General features: G+C 51.6%; 18 protein-coding genes and 2 pseudogenes. 11 read left to right on the plus strand and 9 right to left on the minus strand.

All coding sequences use genetic code 11. The features are described from left to right. Positions 1–82: 82 nt before the first annotated feature. A complete protein-coding gene (locus M0651_RS05430; RefSeq protein WP_248550826.1) occupies positions 83–877 on the minus strand; it encodes an SDR family NAD(P)-dependent oxidoreductase in 795 nt (264 codons plus the stop codon). Positions 878–1,053: 176 nt separating this feature from the next. Here M0651_RS05430 and M0651_RS05435 point away from each other — a divergent pair, with 176 nt between their 5' ends. The 4 genes and pseudogenes from M0651_RS05435 to M0651_RS05450 all read left to right on the plus strand — a co-directional run bounded on the left by M0651_RS05435 (position 1,054) and on the right by M0651_RS05450 (position 3,626). Then, positions 1,054–1,905, plus strand: a complete 852-nt coding sequence (locus tag M0651_RS05435; RefSeq protein WP_248550827.1) for a helix-turn-helix transcriptional regulator — start codon at positions 1,054–1,056, stop codon at positions 1,903–1,905. Between the two features lie 33 nt (positions 1,906–1,938). Beyond that, positions 1,939–2,505: a TetR/AcrR family transcriptional regulator gene (locus tag M0651_RS05440; RefSeq protein ID WP_248550828.1), complete on the plus strand. Its 567-nt coding sequence runs from the start codon at positions 1,939–1,941 to the stop codon at positions 2,503–2,505. Between the two features lie 79 nt (positions 2,506–2,584). Beyond that, positions 2,585–2,935, plus strand: a pseudogene (locus tag M0651_RS05445) (FtsX-like permease family protein); the annotation flags it as partial. Between the two features lies 1 nt (position 2,936). After that, entirely contained in the window at positions 2,937–3,626 is a 690-nt protein-coding gene (locus M0651_RS05450; RefSeq protein WP_248550829.1) for an ABC transporter ATP-binding protein, read from the plus strand. Between the two features lie 110 nt (positions 3,627–3,736). Here the strand turns inward: M0651_RS05450 and M0651_RS05455 are convergent, their stop codons facing one another. The 3 genes from M0651_RS05455 to M0651_RS05465 form a co-directional block, all read right to left on the minus strand. After that, entirely contained in the window at positions 3,737–4,261 is a 525-nt protein-coding gene (locus M0651_RS05455) for a DinB family protein (RefSeq protein ID WP_248550830.1), read from the minus strand. A 105-nt stretch (positions 4,262–4,366) separates the two neighbouring features. After that, complete coding sequence (locus tag M0651_RS05460; protein ID WP_248550831.1) at positions 4,367–5,338, minus strand: helix-turn-helix transcriptional regulator; 972 nt, start codon at positions 5,336–5,338, stop codon at positions 4,367–4,369. 142 nt (positions 5,339–5,480) lie between these two features. Further along, positions 5,481–6,206, minus strand: coding sequence for a 3-ketoacyl-ACP reductase (locus tag M0651_RS05465; protein WP_248550832.1), 726 nt, complete (start codon positions 6,204–6,206; stop codon positions 5,481–5,483). A 158-nt stretch (positions 6,207–6,364) separates the two neighbouring features. On the opposite strand from M0651_RS05465, the pseudogene M0651_RS05470 reads away from it, so the two are divergent. From M0651_RS05470 to M0651_RS05495, 6 genes and pseudogenes are all read left to right on the plus strand, one after another. Then, positions 6,365–6,565, plus strand: a pseudogene (locus M0651_RS05470) (MerR family transcriptional regulator); the annotation flags it as partial. Positions 6,566–6,736: 171 nt separating this feature from the next. Next, the gene (locus M0651_RS05475) at positions 6,737–7,501 is read left to right on the plus strand and encodes an SDR family oxidoreductase (protein WP_248550933.1); all 765 of its coding nucleotides are present in this window, start codon (positions 6,737–6,739) and stop codon (positions 7,499–7,501) included. 331 nt (positions 7,502–7,832) lie between these two features. Further along, a complete protein-coding gene (locus M0651_RS05480; protein ID WP_248550833.1) occupies positions 7,833–8,750 on the plus strand; it encodes an ATP-binding cassette domain-containing protein in 918 nt (305 codons plus the stop codon). Beyond that, a complete protein-coding gene (locus M0651_RS05485) occupies positions 8,743–9,522 on the plus strand; it encodes a DUF2705 family protein (protein WP_248550834.1) in 780 nt (259 codons plus the stop codon). Before M0651_RS05480 ends, M0651_RS05485 begins: the two co-directional genes overlap by 8 nt. An 11-nt stretch (positions 9,523–9,533) precedes the next feature. Continuing rightward, complete coding sequence (locus M0651_RS05490; RefSeq protein ID WP_248550835.1) at positions 9,534–10,205, plus strand: response regulator transcription factor; 672 nt, start codon at positions 9,534–9,536, stop codon at positions 10,203–10,205. Between the two features lie 19 nt (positions 10,206–10,224). Next, positions 10,225–11,133 (plus strand): sensor histidine kinase, encoded by a 909-nt coding sequence (locus tag M0651_RS05495; RefSeq protein WP_248550836.1) that lies wholly within the window; start codon positions 10,225–10,227, stop codon positions 11,131–11,133. A gap of 22 nt (positions 11,134–11,155) precedes the next feature. Here the strand turns inward: M0651_RS05495 and M0651_RS05500 are convergent, their stop codons facing one another. Together M0651_RS05500 and M0651_RS05505 are read right to left on the minus strand one after the other, a co-directional pair. Beyond that, the gene (locus M0651_RS05500) at positions 11,156–12,547 is read right to left on the minus strand and encodes an MATE family efflux transporter (protein WP_248550837.1); all 1,392 of its coding nucleotides are present in this window, start codon (positions 12,545–12,547) and stop codon (positions 11,156–11,158) included. Positions 12,548–12,645: 98 nt separating this feature from the next. Further along, positions 12,646–13,494, minus strand: a complete 849-nt coding sequence (locus tag M0651_RS05505) for an SDR family oxidoreductase (protein WP_248550838.1) — start codon at positions 13,492–13,494, stop codon at positions 12,646–12,648. A 174-nt stretch (positions 13,495–13,668) separates the two neighbouring features. On the opposite strand from M0651_RS05505, the gene M0651_RS05510 reads away from it, so the two are divergent. Continuing rightward, positions 13,669–14,046: a MerR family transcriptional regulator gene (locus M0651_RS05510; protein ID WP_248550839.1), complete on the plus strand. Its 378-nt coding sequence runs from the start codon at positions 13,669–13,671 to the stop codon at positions 14,044–14,046. A gap of 36 nt (positions 14,047–14,082) precedes the next feature. Here M0651_RS05510 and M0651_RS05515 read toward each other — a convergent pair whose 3' ends face one another. The 3 genes from M0651_RS05515 to M0651_RS05525 form a co-directional block, all read right to left on the minus strand. After that, complete coding sequence (locus tag M0651_RS05515; RefSeq protein ID WP_248550840.1) at positions 14,083–14,508, minus strand: SRPBCC family protein; 426 nt, start codon at positions 14,506–14,508, stop codon at positions 14,083–14,085. A 74-nt stretch (positions 14,509–14,582) separates the two neighbouring features. Continuing rightward, complete coding sequence (locus tag M0651_RS05520) at positions 14,583–15,539, minus strand: sigma-70 family RNA polymerase sigma factor (protein ID WP_248550841.1); 957 nt, start codon at positions 15,537–15,539, stop codon at positions 14,583–14,585. 330 nt (positions 15,540–15,869) lie between these two features. Beyond that, positions 15,870–16,844 (minus strand): phosphotransferase family protein, encoded by a 975-nt coding sequence (locus M0651_RS05525; RefSeq protein ID WP_248550842.1) that lies wholly within the window; start codon positions 16,842–16,844, stop codon positions 15,870–15,872. Between the last annotated feature and the right edge of the window lie 230 nt (positions 16,845–17,074).

The following is a 17,074-nucleotide window of genomic DNA, read 5'->3' on the forward strand; positions in this document are numbered from 1 at the left end:
CCATAGCCATCATAGCTTGTGAATATTCGATTTTTTCAAATACTACTCGCGGTTAAATATTTTGTCAATAACATTCCTTTCATCAGTTCTTCGGTCTTGTCATGCGTTCCATAATTAGGGCCACTCGGCGTCGGCTTAGAAATCGAATCATTTGAGCCATAGACGAATTGGATCGCCCTTCGATGATATAGCTGCGCCCTTGGTCAATCCCGCGAAAGCCGGTCTGCACCACCTTTTCCGGTGTAGAAAGCTTGTTGCCTGCAGCCATGTCCGCACTGCCGACCGCGTCAAAGAACCCCGTATCCGTAGCCCCTGGGCACAAAGCAAGTACGCGAACCCCTCTCCCCCGCGTTTCCGCCCATAACGCTTCCGAGAACGAAATGACAAACGCCTTGGTCGCGCCATAAACGGCTGAATACGCACAAGGCATAAAAGCCGCCATCGAAGCCACATTCACGATAATCCCCTCCCGTCGCCGCAGCATATCGGGTAGATAACGATGCGTGAGATCGACTAACGCCGCTGTGTTCAACATGATTTCTTCCTGCTCGCGCCCTGGGTCGAGCTCCTCGAAACGTCCATGTGTGCCGAACCCGGCATTGTTAATCAATATATCAACCGACAAGCCCAGTTCGGCGATTGAATCGGCCAGTTGGCGAGACGCGTCCGCTTGGGACAAATCGCAAGCCTGTACATACGCCTGCACCCCGTACTGACGTCTGATATCCCCCGCAAGGGCCTCTAATTTGTCCTTGGACCTTGCGACCAGCACGACGTGACTGCCCCGTGCCGCCAATTGTTTGGCATACACTTTGCCAATTCCCGATGAAGCCCCAGTGATTAAGGCCAACTTGTTTGAATATTCATACTTCTTCATGAACTGAACCCCTCCTATGGAAAGCACTTCGTGTCTTCAATGATCTTCATCTTACCTTCGCCGAGAGGAGAGTAGCCACATCATGTTTATACTATTAATGGAATTACCCGGTTAAGGCGATCTCTTGTGGCAAGAGTCACGGAACTGAGACTATAATGTTCTTGGGGGTGAAAGATGTGAATGTAAATCGTACCTCGTCTACATTGGGGGAATTCATTAAATCACGCAGGGAACGGCTGCAGCCTGCCATCGCTGGGATCAAGCCACTTCCTGGACGTAGACGTACCCCGGGGCTGCGAAGAGAAGAAGTCTCCTATCTCGCAAATGTTAGCGTGACCTATTATACTTGGCTGGAGCAAGGCAGAGAGGTTAATCCTTCACCCGAAGTGTTATTAAATATCAGCAACGCATTGCGGTTGGACGAGGATGAGCGAAAATACCTGTTTGACCTTGCGAACATCGATCCGGCAAGCGCTGGAGTTGTGCGCCATTACGAAGGATCGGATTTCAGTTTCATGCAAGCCATCGTCGACCAAATGGTGTATCCTTCCTTCGTAACAGACGAAGGCACGGATGTCATCGCCTGGAATCGGGCCGCAGAGCTCATCATCGCCGACTTCGGCCTAATGCCGAAGAGCGAACGGTACATGCTGAACGTCCTTTTCTTTAATGCGGATTACCGTGAGAAGCTGGTGAATTGGGAGGAATTTGTCCGATTCAGCACGGCTACCCTTCGGGCCAACTTGGATTTATATAAAGATCATCCGCTGTACATGGAAAGATTAGAACGTCTGAAACGGCACAGCGAAGAATTTTCCCGTTTCTGGGAGCTGTATGAGATCAAGCAGAAGCGGGTATCCACAGCATTATTTCGGCTACCGGATGCCCAGATGATGGAGTTTAAGGTCCATTCCGCCTCCGTCGATAACAACCCGGGGATGCATTGGTGTTTCTTTGTTCCCGTGCCTGGAACGGGTACGGAAGAGAATTTATCGCGTCTGCTGGAGCAGGATGGGAAGGATAATTAAGGTGCACACCGCGGTGAAGAAAGGAGGATAACCATGGGCAGAAAACAATCCTACTCCCATTCGGAGTTGTTGGATATTACCAAACGTTTGGTACTGGAGCACGGTTACGACGGGTTTAATCTCAAATTGCTCTCGCAGCACTTGCCCGGCGCACGAAGTACCATCTATCAATATTACGCCAATAAGGATGAGATCATCGCGGCCTGCATGAAACGCGTCATCGCGGCGGTCCTCGAGAAGGCTGCCGCCCTTGACGAGTCCGATTCCATGCGAGCCCTCCAGGAGCTACTAAACATCTACCTTGAAGAATTTCAATTGCACCAGCTCTTAAGTGATGCCTATAAAATCAAGACGACATCCTCGGATGCCGCGCGCAAGGATATTGAATATGTGGAGTCCGCTCATGACTTCCTTAAAGTCCAGCTCACTCGTCTGTTTCAGAAAGCCCAGCAGGAGAAGCAGATCAGAGAGGACATCCCCCTCCCTGTACATGTCGGCGTGTTCTTCAATTTCATTAATACGCCGAATATGATGAACGTTCCGGTTCCTGAGTGGAGCAAGATGTTGTTTCAAGTATGGATGGGTGGGGCCAAGAAGTAGAGGGGAAGCCCTTCCATATTTTAATTTTGACACTAGTGTCAAAATGGTGTTTAATCAAGATGGATGAAGTCGATGGGAAGCCTTCTTGTTCGTGATTTCCGCATTTGTGCTGGGCGTTTTCTTCTATGTCATGACGATGCAGAAAACGAATCAATTTGGCATTATGAAGGCGATCGGCGCAAGGAATAGATTTTTAAGCAAAGCGATTGTCTCTCAAGTGGTTGTTCTCTCGATTGTCAGCATTGTCATCGGGATTCTTCTTGCGTATGGGACCGCTGCCGTCATGCCGAAGGGGATGCCGTTTAAGCTCGAGAGCGAGCTTGTCGGGGTTTACTCCATTGTCCTATTGATGATTGCCGTGTTTAGCTCTCTGGTGTCGGTCCGTAAAATCACAAAAATCGATCCGCTTCAAGCGCTCGGGAGGGTGGAATATGACAACGGGTTTGCAGATCAGCAAAGTGTCGAAGTATTATGGCGAGGGAAGCAACAGGCTCACCGCATTGGACAAGGTTTCGATCAAAGTCGAACCCGGCGAATTTGTCGCTCTTGTCGGCCCGTCCGGATCGGGAAAAAGCACCTTTTTATCCATAGCCGGAGCGTTGCTCCAAGCTTCCGAAGGAGAAGTTCGCTTGAATGGACAATGTATTTCGGAATTCTCCGATAAAGAGTTGTCCCGAATTCGATTGCAGGAAATCGGGTTTATGATGCAGTCCTCGAACTTGGTCCCTTATCTCAACGTTCTTGACCAGCTGCTCCTAGTCAAGAAGATGTCCGGGAAAATGAAAGCCGGGGATAAAGCCTTTGCCGTCAAGCTGCTGGAGGAATTAGGGTTGGGGGCGAAGCTGGCGAGCTTTCCGGAAGAGCTGTCCGGCGGCGAGAAGCAGCGCACCGCGATAGCGCGGGCGTTAATGAACCATCCCAACGTGATTTTGGCCGATGAACCTACGGCCAGCCTAGATACCAAGCGGGCGCACGAGGTCGTCAATCTAATCTCGCAACAAGTGAAGACTCGCCGGATCGCGGCCATTATGGTCACCCACGATGAACGCATGCTTGATTACTGCGATAGGGTGTACCACATGGAGGACGGCAAGTTGAAGTTGGCCGAACCGGCGAAGTAATAAATCTGCGAGAAAGAGTTTCTCGTTCTCGATTGGCCCGATTTCCTAGGCATACGAAAACGAAAACCAGCCCATTTCAGGTTGAATGGGCTGGTTTTATTGCATGACTGTTAAGGCGATGGCGTGCCCGCCTGCCGCTCCAACAAAAAGAACAAATAATCCGTAGGGACCCCGGCATACCCTTGCTGCCGCAGCATCGCGGTCACGTTCCCCCGGTGATACGTCCCGTGATTAACCACATGCTGCAAAATTTCAGAGAAACGCGTATCGAGGCTGCCATACTTCGGGTGATGGATCGTCATCGCCTGATCCGGGTCGGACGTACGCCGCAGCAGATCGCGGAACCGATCGGCGACGCCGGCGAACAACTGCCGTACCTCGCCTAACGATTTACCCTTCGTTTCCTCCGACCAAATCGGCATTTTCGGAAAAATGTCCTCGTTCGGAACGCCCTCAAGCACGGACAGATAAAGCTGGTCGAACAGATAAATATGTCCCAACGCCTGAGCCACGGACGGGAATACGCTCGTCACTTCCGCATGGAATACCTCCTCCGGAAGCTGCTCCAGATGAGAGAAAAGTTGGTCGTTCGCCCAAACATGATAGTTAAGCCATTGATCCGCTGGTCTTTGCATGGATCGTTTCACGCTCCTTGTTTTCGTCGTCGTTAGCTGCCGCTTCTGCCTGCAGCCGTGTCCCTATCGTATACCGGGTTCCATGACAAACGCTGTCAGTGAAGATCAATTGGTTTCATTTAAGTAATGGTTTGCGATGCCGGAGGCGGTTTCCTGAATTCGGCGTTTCAACTCCGGCGGCTCAAGGACCCGGATCGCCGTACCAAACGTGATCAAATACGTCGGAAGGTACTTATTCATTGTCGGAACGTCGAGCACGAAGCGTGCCTCCCGATCGGTGCGTTCCGTCAAATAGTGACGCAGATGCCAATGGCGGCACAGCTCATTCAGCTTGTCCGGCATTCCTTCGATACGAACGTCGATCAACGGCCCTTCCGCCTCCCGCCTCCGCTCGGACTGGTCACGGAAATAGTCGAATGCCGAAAATCCTTCCGGCCTTTCAAACCATCCCTCGGTCGGCTCTACCCGCTCGATGCGGTCCACGCGGAAGGTCCGCATCGCTTGAGAGCGATGGCAAAAGGCCACCTCATACCATTCGTTCCGGTCAAAAGCCAAACCGTACGGATCAACTTCCCGTTCTTCCTCCTGCTCCGTGTTCGCTTTGCGATAAATGATGCGGACCGTCCGCCCCTCCTTCGCCGCTTGTTCCAAGTCGCGCAATGCTACAGTCAAGTAAGGAGGGCGTTCCGGAGATATCACGTCCAAGCCGCCCGTTAGAACGGAGAGATCCTGGCGCTGCTCTTCGTGCAGGCTATTCTCCACTTTCTTCAATGCGCTTTCCAGTTCTTCCGTAAACGGATACCCCGCACCTTGAGCAAATTTATGCGCGTCGACAAGCGCTTTCAGTTCTGTCGTGTTGAAGAACAAGGGCGTCTCCTTGAAGCTGTCCAGGATGCGTATGCCTCCGTCGTGGCCCGATTCCGCAACGACCGGCACGCCGCTGGCGCATAGGGCATCGATATACCGGTACACGGAGCGAACGCTGATCTCCAGATTGTCCGCGATCTGGGCAGCCGTTAACTTCCTGCCGGACCGCAGCATCCAAAGCATGGACAACATATTATCCCATTTGGCCATTAGGGAGCCCCCTCTTTTCATCATGTAACCCCATGTTCGCATATTCGCCGCCAGCAGATCAAGATCACCGTTCCCCTATAAAAAACAGGAAACCCCAAGGGGGCTTCCCGTTTATCAACATCATAACGCCTGCTCCGTATGCTTAGAACGGATTCGTCGCGATGAAGCTGGCCGTCTTCACATAGACGCGTTGGCTGAGCTTCAATTGACCCACAATGAACTCTGCCAAATCTTCCGCTTGAATGAATTTGGATTCGTTGTTGTCCTTGATCAGGTTCAAATCCAGGGCCAAATCGGTAGCCACCGTGCTCGGGGTTAATGCCGAGACCCGGATGTTGTTGCGGCGTACTTCTTGGGCAAGGGACTCAGTAAACCCGATCACGGCAAATTTCGAGGCGCTGTAGGCGCTCGCGGTAGCCGCACCGTTCAGGCCGTTCGTCGAGGAGATATTGATGATGTCTCCGCTATTTTTTTCGACCAATTGAGGCAGGACCGCCCGGGTGACGTAATAGGTCCCCAATACATTGGTATCGATCATGCCCTTCCATTCGGCCGGGTCCATCTCGAGCACCGTCCCAAACGTGGCAATGCCCGCATTATTGATCAGAATATCCGCCGGGCCCAGCTCGTTCTTCAGCGTTTCGACAGCGGCCTCTACTTGTTCTTTCGAAGCAATGTCGGCTGCCGCGTATGCGACCTTGACCCCCGTTCCTTCCAGCTCGGCGGCTACTTCTTTCAACGTCGACTCCGTTCTGGCGATCAAACCTACGTTTACGCCTTCTTTGGCTAATGCCACCGCCGTTGCTTTGCCGATCCCCCGGGCGGCTCCCGTGATGATCGCGACTTTTCCTTTTAAGGATTGTGCCATTTCCCTTGGCTCCTCTCTGTTATGGTCTTACACTCCTCCCTTATTATACTGTAATCGGGCCGGCTAACGTAAATCCAACAAACCTGTTGACTTAAACCATGGTTTAAGTCGTATCCTAAGTCATGTCGACAAGAAACTTTAGATTCGGGGGCCTCCACATGAAGTACTATTCCATAGGTGAAGCTTCAGCGACCTACGACATACCGGAATCCACCTTGCGTTATTATGAAAAAAAAGGACTGCTCCCGTTTATCGAACGGGACGAGGCGGGCAGAAGATTATTTTCGGAACGTCAATTGGCGTTGCTTCAAATCGTGATCTGCCTCAAAAACACCAACATGCCCATCAGCGGCATTCGGCAGTATATGGAATGGGTTGTCGAAGGGGATGCCTCGATCGAGAACCGGCTCGACATGCTGGTGAAGCACAAGCAGAAAGTGGCGGATGAGATCGCTCTGATGAACGAGCACTTGCTGGGGATTGACGATAAAATCGAACGTTATCAAAAACAACTTCGAGGAGGAAAGACGATGAAACTCTCAGGAAATACGATATTGATAACCGGCGGCGGCTCCGGGATCGGGCTGGCTATGGCGGAAAGATTCGTGCAATCCGGAAACACCGTCATCGTGTGCGGCCGTAGGGAGAACGTGCTTGAGCAAGCCCGGGAGCAAGTCCCCGGGTTAATTACCCGAGTCTGCGACTTGGAGGTGGAAAGCGAGCGTCTAGCGCTGTTCGATTGGGTGACGGCGAACTATCAGGACGTGAATGTGCTGGTCAATAATGCCGGCATCCAGCTGCGCTACAATCTGCTCAAAGCGGACGCAAGAGACCGCTGGCAAGACTATAGTAAGGAGATTGCCACGAATATCGAGGCGCCCGTCCATTTGTCCATGTTGTTCGCTCCCTATTTTGCCGCAAAAGAAACGGCTGCGATTCTCAACGTCACCTCTGGGCTGGCGTTTACCCCCTTTGCGATTGCTCCGGTGTATTCGGCAACCAAAGCGGCGCTTCACTCTTTCACCGTCAGCTTGAGACACCAATTATCCGATACATCGGTTGAAGTCATTGAAATTGCTCCGCCCGCAGTGAACACGGATCTCGGAGGGTCTGGATTGCATACGCACGGGGAACCGTTAGATGCCTTCACGGAAGGGATTTTCAAGGGCTTAGCCGAGGGCAAGCAGGAGATCGGATATGGCTCATCGGCGGCGCGCCTGCGGATGTCCCGCGACGAAATCGACGAATATACGGAAAAGATGTACCAAGCCACGAAGAACTCCATTGAGTCATGAGGTTGTTGCAAAAAAGGAAGAGGCCGCTTCCAGATGAAGCGGCTTTTTTGCAAAACCCTCCGGGAACGGAGGGTTCTTGTGTTTCTTTTAGCTTTGGTTGAGGAACATGATCGTATATATTGGTGCGCCTGTTTGGGTTGCCCCTCTAGCTCCAATCGATAGAACTCCTGATCGAATTGCGATGCAATTTCTTGCATTCGTTCGAACGGTTGAGGTTAACCTCGAATCCGGATTCCGTGCGTCACTTTACACTTTCTTTATCTTTTTCGGGTTAGATTTTTTAGGCTTGCCGGTTATCCTGTATTCATCAACAACGAAAGGATGACGGCAAGTGTCCGAAACGATTCTTAAAGCAACGAACATTTCCAAGGTTTATGGCAAGCATAAGGCATTGGATAAGGTATCCGTCGAGATCAAGCGAGGGATGATATACGGATTGATTGGAGAGAACGGTGCGGGGAAGTCATCCTTTATGCGCGTCATTATGGGGTTAATCTCTATCGATGAGGGTCAAATCGAACTGTTTGGGGAATCGGGAGCAACCGGGTTGCAGCGAGCGCGGAGAAAGATGGGACAGTCCATCGAAACGCCGGCGCTGTATCCCGAATTAACCGCTCGGGAGAACCTTCGGGTCCAAGCGGCTAACGGCGGCGTAAGCGAACGTGAAATTGACGATTTGCTGCGATTAATGAATCTGGAGAATACGGGCAAGAAGAAAGCCAAAAACTTCTCCTTGGGCATGCGTCAACGGCTGGCGATCGCCTCGGCCCTGATCACCCACCCGGAATTTCTGATCTTGGACGAACCAACGAACGGTCTGGATCCATCAGGCATTGTCGAAATGCGGGAAATTATCGGACGGTTGGTAACGGAACGCGGGATGACCGTACTGCTCTCCAGCCATTTGCTGGACGAGCTTTCGCAAGTCGCCACGCATTACGGGATATTACATCACGGCAAGCTCATCAGCGAATTCTCGCGCGAAGAGCTCGCAGACCAAACTCGCCAGTATATCGAACTGGAAACGCCGGAGGTTCAAGCCGCGGTCGTGGTCCTGAATGAATTGGGGATCCGGGACTATGAGGTCGTCAGCGAGAGAGGAATCAACATATACGAACGTTTGGATGACGCTGCAGCAATTAACCGTTCTCTGGTTCTGGCTGACGTGGACGTGACGCGGATTGGCGCCACCCGGCAGAAGCTGGAGGATTATTTCTTGCAATTAACAGGAGGAACCACCCATGCTTAATCTATTGACAGCCGAAAACATGAAATCGCGACGCAGCAAAAAACTATGGATCGTGCTCTTCATTTTGTCGTTTTTTCCGATATTCCAAGCAGCCAACAGCCTGATGACTGTCCATTACGGCACCGAGCTCGTCCAACCCATCGATACGGTGATTAACGGAGCGACCGGCGTTCTGATGATCAAGAAGAATGGATTAACGGTACTGCTCGTCCTCGCCGCTTTTATCAGCTTCTATATTGGGGAAGAATTTCAGCATGGAACGATTCGAAATGCGTTGTCGTTAGGCCGCAGCCGTGCCCAATATTATGCAACCAAACTAGCGGTAGCCACAGGGCTCTCTCTCGTGGGTACCCTCTTATTGACTCTACTAGGGATGATTAGTTTTACCTTCGCATTTGGTTTCGGTGAAGTGCCCGGGATTAGCCCTTACTTCAGCTACGCGATCAAGGCATTTATCACGTTATACTTGTTGATTCTGGCGAACGCATCGATCTATACGATGATCGGGTTCCTGTCCAAAAATAGCGGCATCTCCCTGATTTGGACGTTTTTATATACCGTCGTGACGGGGTTCGGGGCTCCAATCTTCCTGCAAACCGAACACTTTAAGCAGGTGACCTATTGGTTTTCGGAATCCTTCCTGTTCTATTTCGATTTCGTTAAACCGGCGGACATTGCCAGGTTTCCCGAGATGGTATTGGTCAGCCTCATCACCGTCGTGATATCATCTGCTATAGGAGTTTATCGATTTATACGAACCGACATAAAGTAGGTTGATACAACATGCCCACCTTATTGATCATCGAAGACGATGCGTCCATTCATTCCCTCGTCAAAGAAGCTTTGGAGCTGCATGGATTTCAAACCCTCAGCGCCTATTCGGGGACAGAAGGAAAATTACTGTTCGGGCATCATCCCCCGGATTTGATCCTCCTCGACTTAATGCTGCCGGGAATGGATGGGGATGAATTTCTAAAGCATGTCCGGTCCAACTCGGCGGTTCCGGTCATCGTGATCTCGGCCAAGAATGACCAGGCCTCAAAATTGGAGCTGTTGACAAACGGGGCCGATGATTACGTCACGAAACCTTTCGATATCAAGGAACTGCTGGCGAGGATCAATATCCAACTCCGCCATGCCGCGACTTCTGCCAGTAGCACGAATCAGGAGATCCATTACAAGAACATTCGGATCCATCCGGACACGCTTGAGGTGAAAGTCGACGACCGGCCGGTTCATCTGACGAGACGGGAGTATGCCATCCTTCAACTGTTCATCGAACATCCCCAGAAGGTGTTCAGCCGCGCCAATATTTATGAAAGCGTGTGGAAGGAACCGTATTGGGACAACGATAAGACCGTCAACATGCATATCAGCAACTTACGGAATAAACTGAACGCCGGTGACACGAATTACATCAAGACCGTGTGGGGGATCGGCTTTAAATTTGATTAAGAAAAGGAGCGTCAATGCGATGTGGGGATGGATTTTCGTTTTCGTGTCCTTCGCGCTTCTTCTCTATCTCTATCTCCTCAAACGCGAACTGCGGAGGTTGAAGAACGAAGTTGCCGAGATTCCGAAGAATGCGGGTTACGGCAGCAGATTGTTTGTCGACTTGCGCGAAAAAACCATATTGGAGCTGGTCGACGAGCTGAATCAGATGATCGATGCTTTCGAGGAACAAAACCGTCAGGTGAAAAAGATGGAGGAAAACGTGAAACTATCCATTGCCGGGCTCTCCCATGATTTGCGCACGCCGCTGACCTCCATTCACGGTTATGTCCAACTGCTTGGCGCAACTGCGGATGACGAGAAGAAGGCGCAATACCTAAAGATCGTCGAGCATTCCGTCCAACGTCTGATGGAAATGACCGATCACTTTTACGACCTGGCCCGGATTGAGACGAATCAAAAAGACCTCGCCTTAACCAAGCTTTCTTTCTCGCAGCTGGTCGAAGAAATCCTCCTGTCTTCCTATGAGCAATTCGAGGAAAAGCGCATCCATCTGCTATTCCCTGAACATCCCGTAGACACGACGGTGATTGCCGACCCGCTGTTGTTGACCCGGGTGATTCAAAATATCGTTCAAAACCTCCTCCGTTACGCCAAGAGCCAGGCGGTGCTCCGCTACGATGTTGAAGCGGACGATCTCGCATGGACCGTAACCAACGATCTCAAGCCGGGCAGCAAAGTCGCCATTGAAAAGGTGTTTACGCGTTTCTACACGGAAGTCGCCAGCAGAACAAACACGGAAGCCAGCGGATTAGGCCTTTATCTCTCGAAGAAAATCGTCGAACGGATGAATGGGAAAATGGATGCGAAGTTGGAGGAGGATCAATTCATCCTCACGGTCCGCCTTCCCATCCATCGAGTCCGCCTATAGTCTCTTCAGTCCGCTATTTCTGTTAAGCTGGGGCCCCGAGCCCATCTTCCGCCGCAGATACCGGCTTGACGAGCGCTTTCTTCTCCCAGGCCCTGCTTCTCCAGCGCAGCAGCATGATCAATCCGCGCAGCCATTCATCCACGGCAAACGCAATCCATATGCCAAGCAGCCCAATCTCCAAGTGAACCCCTAGCAGGTACGCCAGCGGAACCGACACGCCCCACATCGAGCATACGCCCATGAGGACGGGGAATCGCGCATCCCCGGCGGCACGCAGCGAATTGATGATGACCATATTGAAGGTCCGGCCGGGTTCAAGCACGATGGAGAGCAGGAAAATGCTTGCTCCGGTTGCGATAATCACTGGATCTTCCGTGAACATGCCGATGAGGTCACGGCGGAAAATCGAGGCCGCACCCACGATGGCCAACGTTAACAGGAAGCTGATCCGTACGCTTTTCATCAGTCGCTTGTAGGCGGCCTTCATTTCGCCCGCACCGACCATTTGACCGACGATGATCTCCGTCCCCGCCCCGATCGACGCAGCCAGCGCCATAAAGTAGTTCGAGATGTTCATCACGTAAACATGCGTATTTAAAGCGGTAATGCTAATCATATTCACGAAACCGATGATCATGAGGTACTGCGATTGCCAAGCGAGATGCTCCCCCGCCGCAGGCAACCCGACGCTCAAAATCTGTTTGGCATAGGTACCGTTCCAGGTCACATAATCTTTTCCGCGAATCGGCGCAGGAACCCGGCGGTACAAGATGAAGAACAGCACGATAATGCCGACAAACCGGCTGACGACGGTCGATATGGCCGCCCCGGTAACGCCTAATTCCGGAAAGCCCAGGTTCCCGAAAATGAGCAGGTAATTGCCCGTAACGTGCAGGAGATTAACGCCGAGCGTCACGTACATCACGCTTTTGGTGTTCCCGCTCGAACGGATGACCGAAGAAACCGCGTAGGACAGCGCCTCGATCCACATAAAGCCGCCGATGATCTTCAAATAGTGGCTTGCGATGCCAATCTGTTCCGAGTTCAAGTTGAGCAGCCGCAGAAGAGGCTCCCCAAAGCCAAAAAGGATAAAGCTGACGAGAATCCCGAATATGAGATTCATCGAAATCGCCAATGCCGAGACGCGGCTCGCCTCTTTCTCCCGCCCGGCGCCGATATACTGGGAGACCGCCACACTCGTTCCGATGCCGACAAATCCGAACATCAAAATGCAGAAATAGATGATTTCATTCGCTAAGCCCACCGCGCCTGTCGCCGTATCGGAGATCCGGCTCAGCATGAACACGTCTACGGTGCCCAACATCATCCTTAACACCGAATCGATGAAGATGGGCCAGGTCACGGCAAAAAGGCTAAGTTTTTTCCATGAAGGAATACGTTCAGATATCGTCACGTTTAACAAGCTCCTACCAGGTTAGATTCTTTGTCGCCTCCCCTAGTTTAGCGCCAACGGGCGATTCCGTCTATGGAGATATTATCCCTTCCATCCCCTTACTTGTGGGACTCGCACCAATCGGTATGACCTAACAATTTTCTCATGGTGGCCATATATTTCTCCTCCGACTGGGTCCATCTCAATTTTGCCGTTTCCTCGGCATCGGGCCCCGCAACATACCGCAGCCGATTCGTCGGATCCGAAGCCGCCCGGATCACTTGATCCGCCACCGCATTGACATCCGCAGGCTCAAACGGGGAATGGGTCAGCGCCTGCATCATGTGATCAAAATAGGGCTGGTATTCGGGCGGCGTGGACACTTCCCCGGCAAAAGCTCCCGCATTCGCTCCGAAATTCGTCGTTGGCATAAAACCCGGTTCCACCAGCTTGATTAAAATACGTTGCGATTCCAGTTCATACGATAACGACTCCACCAGCCCCTCAACGGCATGTTTGGTCGAGGTGTAGACACTAACGAGCGGGAATGCCGCATATCCGACGTTGGACGTAACATTTACGATGGTGCCTCCGCCTTGTTGACGAAAATAGGGCGTAATCGCCTGAATCATATTCATCACGCCAAACACATTCGTTTCATAAAGGCTGCGGACGACCTTCATCGGCGTCGCTTCAAAGACGGAAGGAACCGAAACTCCCGCATTGTTGACCACGACGTCGATTTGGCCAAACCGGGCGATCCCGGCCGCTATGGCTTCCTGTATGCTGCTCGGCTCGGTAACGTCCAGTCGGGTGACCAAAATCCGCTCCGAATTCTCATTCGCAAGGCGCTCATCGGGTTTGCGCATGGTAGCAATGACATTCCAGCCTTCGGAAGCGAATTTCTTGGCCGAAGTATTTCCCAATCCCGACGAACAACCCGTAATTAACACGGTTCTTCTCATCATCCATTTCTCCTTCGATCCCTCGATTTGTTGTCACACCCCAAGCTTAATAGACTGTAGGCACTCTAAGTCAACACCTTGATTTTCCTGTTGATATTCAAGGAATAACCTTTGCCTTTTAGCCGATTCGATTCTAAAATGATTGGAGTAACTCTAATTAATCGAGGTGAATAAGCAATGTACTATACGGTGAAACAAGTCAAAGAACGGACGGGAATTTCTCCGTACACCTTGCGTTATTACGAGAAAGAAGGGGTCCTTCCCCAAGTTGAACGCGATGCCAATGGCGTTCGTCTCTACCGGGAGATCAATATCGATTGGATCAATACCGTACAGGCTCTACGTTCGACTGGCTTGTCCTTGGAAGAAATCAAACATTACACGGAGCTTTATCTGCGTGGGGAAGAAACTTTGCAGCAGCGAAAAAAAATTCTCTCGGAGCAAAGAACCAAAGTGGAAGATCACATTTCACACCTCATCAAAATACTGGAGAAGCTCAACTACAAATTAGCTCTCATTGAGGCTCAGGAGAATAAGTTTGACAAGCTTCCCTAAAGACAAAAGGCGCCCGCTTGGGCGCCCTTTCGTTTCTTAGGATTCTTCGACATACTTCTTGAAATTGTCCATAATCGCTTGCCAGCCGGCTTGCTGGAATTCCACCGGATGCGTGCTTTCGGCATCAAACGTTTCGACGACCTTCGTCTCCTGGCCTTCAGCAGCGAAGGTGATCTCCACCCGTCTCCCATCGCCCAAGGTATAAGAGATCCGTTCATGCGTGTTGACTTCATCATATACTCCGCCAAAATCAAAGCCCATGCTGCCGTCCTTCGCTTCCATCCGGGTCAGGAACGTACCGCCGGCCCGCAAATCGTTCTCCGCTCTTGGCGCATGCCAGTCGTCAGACGCTTGATTCCACTTCGTAATGTGCTCCGGTTCCGTCCAATAGCTCCATACTTTTTCAACAGGGGCTTGAATGACCGCTTGAACGGTTACTTTCGTCGGTTGGTTGGTTTCCATTTTTCAAAGGCACCTCTTTCAACAGGATTGTTTGTTTCCTTTACATTCCTATAGACGTAACCCAAATTTGAAATTCATCGGTCTATTCGCTCCGGCAGCCCCAATCGGGAAAATAATTTTGTGTTAATGAAATTTTGGACGTGGAGGATGCGATGATCTTTGGTTTCAAGGACATGAATCCCCCATGGCACCAAGCCGGACCCTTCCTTGTGTGGCATATACTGAGCAAGCGCCGGATAGCCGCCGTTAATTTTGACCGGCAAAAACCGGGAGCCCTCGCAATGCCAGCGAGTAAGCGAGAAGAACTTCGACAAGTCCTCCTTGCCGCGGACCCACATCGGGAATGGCGGCATGGACATGCAGCCTTCCTCGTGAAACAACGCGACCAGCCGGTCAACGTCAAATTGCTCGAAAGCCTCCACATACCGCGACAACAGATCGCGATCCGGCTCGTCTTCCATCTTGCTGAGCTCGTCGGAACGGAGCCGGGTTCGGTCCATCGTCTCCCGGGCTCTCTGCAAAGCGCTGTTCACAGCCGCCGGCGACATCCCCAGCGTCTCCGCAATCTGCTTGGAGGACCAGTCGAAGACATCCTTCAGAATTAATACGGCTCGCTGGCGGGGAGGCAAGGTCTGCAGAAGCGCGATGAAGCAGAGCTGCAAGGTATCCTTGCGGATGAGCGCATCCTCGGGGTTCTCCCCGAAGTCGGGCGCCAGCCAGATCCAGGAGGAATCGGGCAACGTCTCCCGAGGTTCGATGATGGAACCCGCCGGATCGGACAGATCGACGGGAAGCACCCGGCGTTTGGCCTGTCTTAGTTTATCCAGGCATAAGTTGGAGGCGATCCGATAGATCCACGTCTTATGCGAGGATTCCTGCCGGAACGAGCTCCAGCTTTGCCAAACGCGGATATAGATCTCCTGAACCGCATCGTCCGCGTCATCGATGGATCCGAGCATTCGGTAGCAGAACGCGGTGAGCTCCGGCTTCATTTTTTCCAATAACTGCAGGTCCAGGGGGGTCCCGTTCATATAAGCCTCCTTTGGGCAGGGTAATTGGGGGATTCCATGACGAAGTCTAGCGTAGTCCCGCTTCAACCAACCGTTGATCCAGTTCAGCCTTCTGGCGCAAATGATGCCGGCTATGCATGCCAACCAGCTCATCTGCCCAACGGACCATACTTCTACTTCGCTTTTATAGCGGAGCTGTCCTAACGTATATTCATCCAAACTCGACTTTTACTGCTCGATCACGGCCACCGCATCCGGTTTTGGCATTCGATTCCCCCGTCTCGGCAAACTTCATCTTTCCTTCGTTCTAATCTCCATATTAGCAAAATTCTCCCGCTAATATATCATTTTTTAAATAAAATGCAGGGCACTCTGCGTGTTAAATTCCATGATTTCCTTCACGGTTTCCGCATTCGGAAATCCCCGTTGGAGAAGCCGGTGGGGACCGGCGCTGTAGGAGATATGATGGTAAAGCTTATAGAAGGCCATTCGATCGGGATCCAGTCCGCCGGTCCTCAAGTAACGATCGTAGTTGTCGAACCGGAACTCCATAAAGCTGTGCTCGTATTCAGGGTCGAAAAACAAGGCACCCTCGATGTCGATGAACCAGGGACGAAGTTCCCGGTCGACGAGCACGTGGTTTGGCCCCAGTTCCGCATGGATGAAACCGTAGGCAAGTCTTGGTTGAATCTTTCCGGCCAAGCCTTGGATGACCTCCACAAACCTGTCGTGATGGTTCCGGAACACCGGTACGTTCTCGGCTAAATACTCCAATTCGCGGCAAGCCTGTGCCAACATGGGTAAATGGCATCCGGAAGCCGACTGCGTCAACGTTTCCTGCAGTTTTCCCCAGTACGTTCTGGTTTGCCGGTGCAATCGGTTCAGCATGTCCGCGAGCGGTTCAAAGATCCGATCCTGAATCTTGGCGTCAGCCTGAAAGAAATCCGAAGCCTCCCTTCCTTCCACGTACTCGACAAAAGCGAAGTCCGCATCGCCCGTGGTAGCGCCCGACTCAAAGTGATACAGCTTCGGCGTGCGAACCTGAAGCTTCTCCATAAATTCGTACACCGTTCGAAATGACTCGCCCCCATACCCGGACATCGCTTCGGCAGCCTCCTTCTGCTCCAATTCTTCGCGAAAATAATTCATCCTAACATCCCATACATACAGCACAAAGCGAAAGCCATTCGAGCAACGGACCGTATATACTGCCTTCTGCGCTCCGCCGTGCATCTGGTTCGCCTCCTCCGGATGATATCCCGTTCCGAAGATGCGTTCCGTCCAATCCCCAAGCGTTCCCTGCAGCAAATCATTCATTTCGTTCATTTGAGCGCTCCTCCTACTGAATTCTTGCCCGATTAGCATAGAACGTTTGGAAAAAAAAGTATAGACTGTTTCTTGGCGATTTGTTATGATGTTGAATAAGGTCTTTGCAAAAATAGGCATACACCAAGCCCAGGGAATTTCGTTCCCTGGGCTTTTTTGTTCTGTCGTTGAACCGGTGATCCTGCGAATTTCCTTGCTTCCCTAAAAAAAGGGCACCTCACCCGAAATAT

Source organism: Paenibacillus mellifer (assembly GCF_023195895.1).
In the GTDB taxonomy this organism is placed as follows: Bacteria; Bacillota; Bacilli; order Paenibacillales; family Paenibacillaceae; genus Fontibacillus; species Fontibacillus mellifer.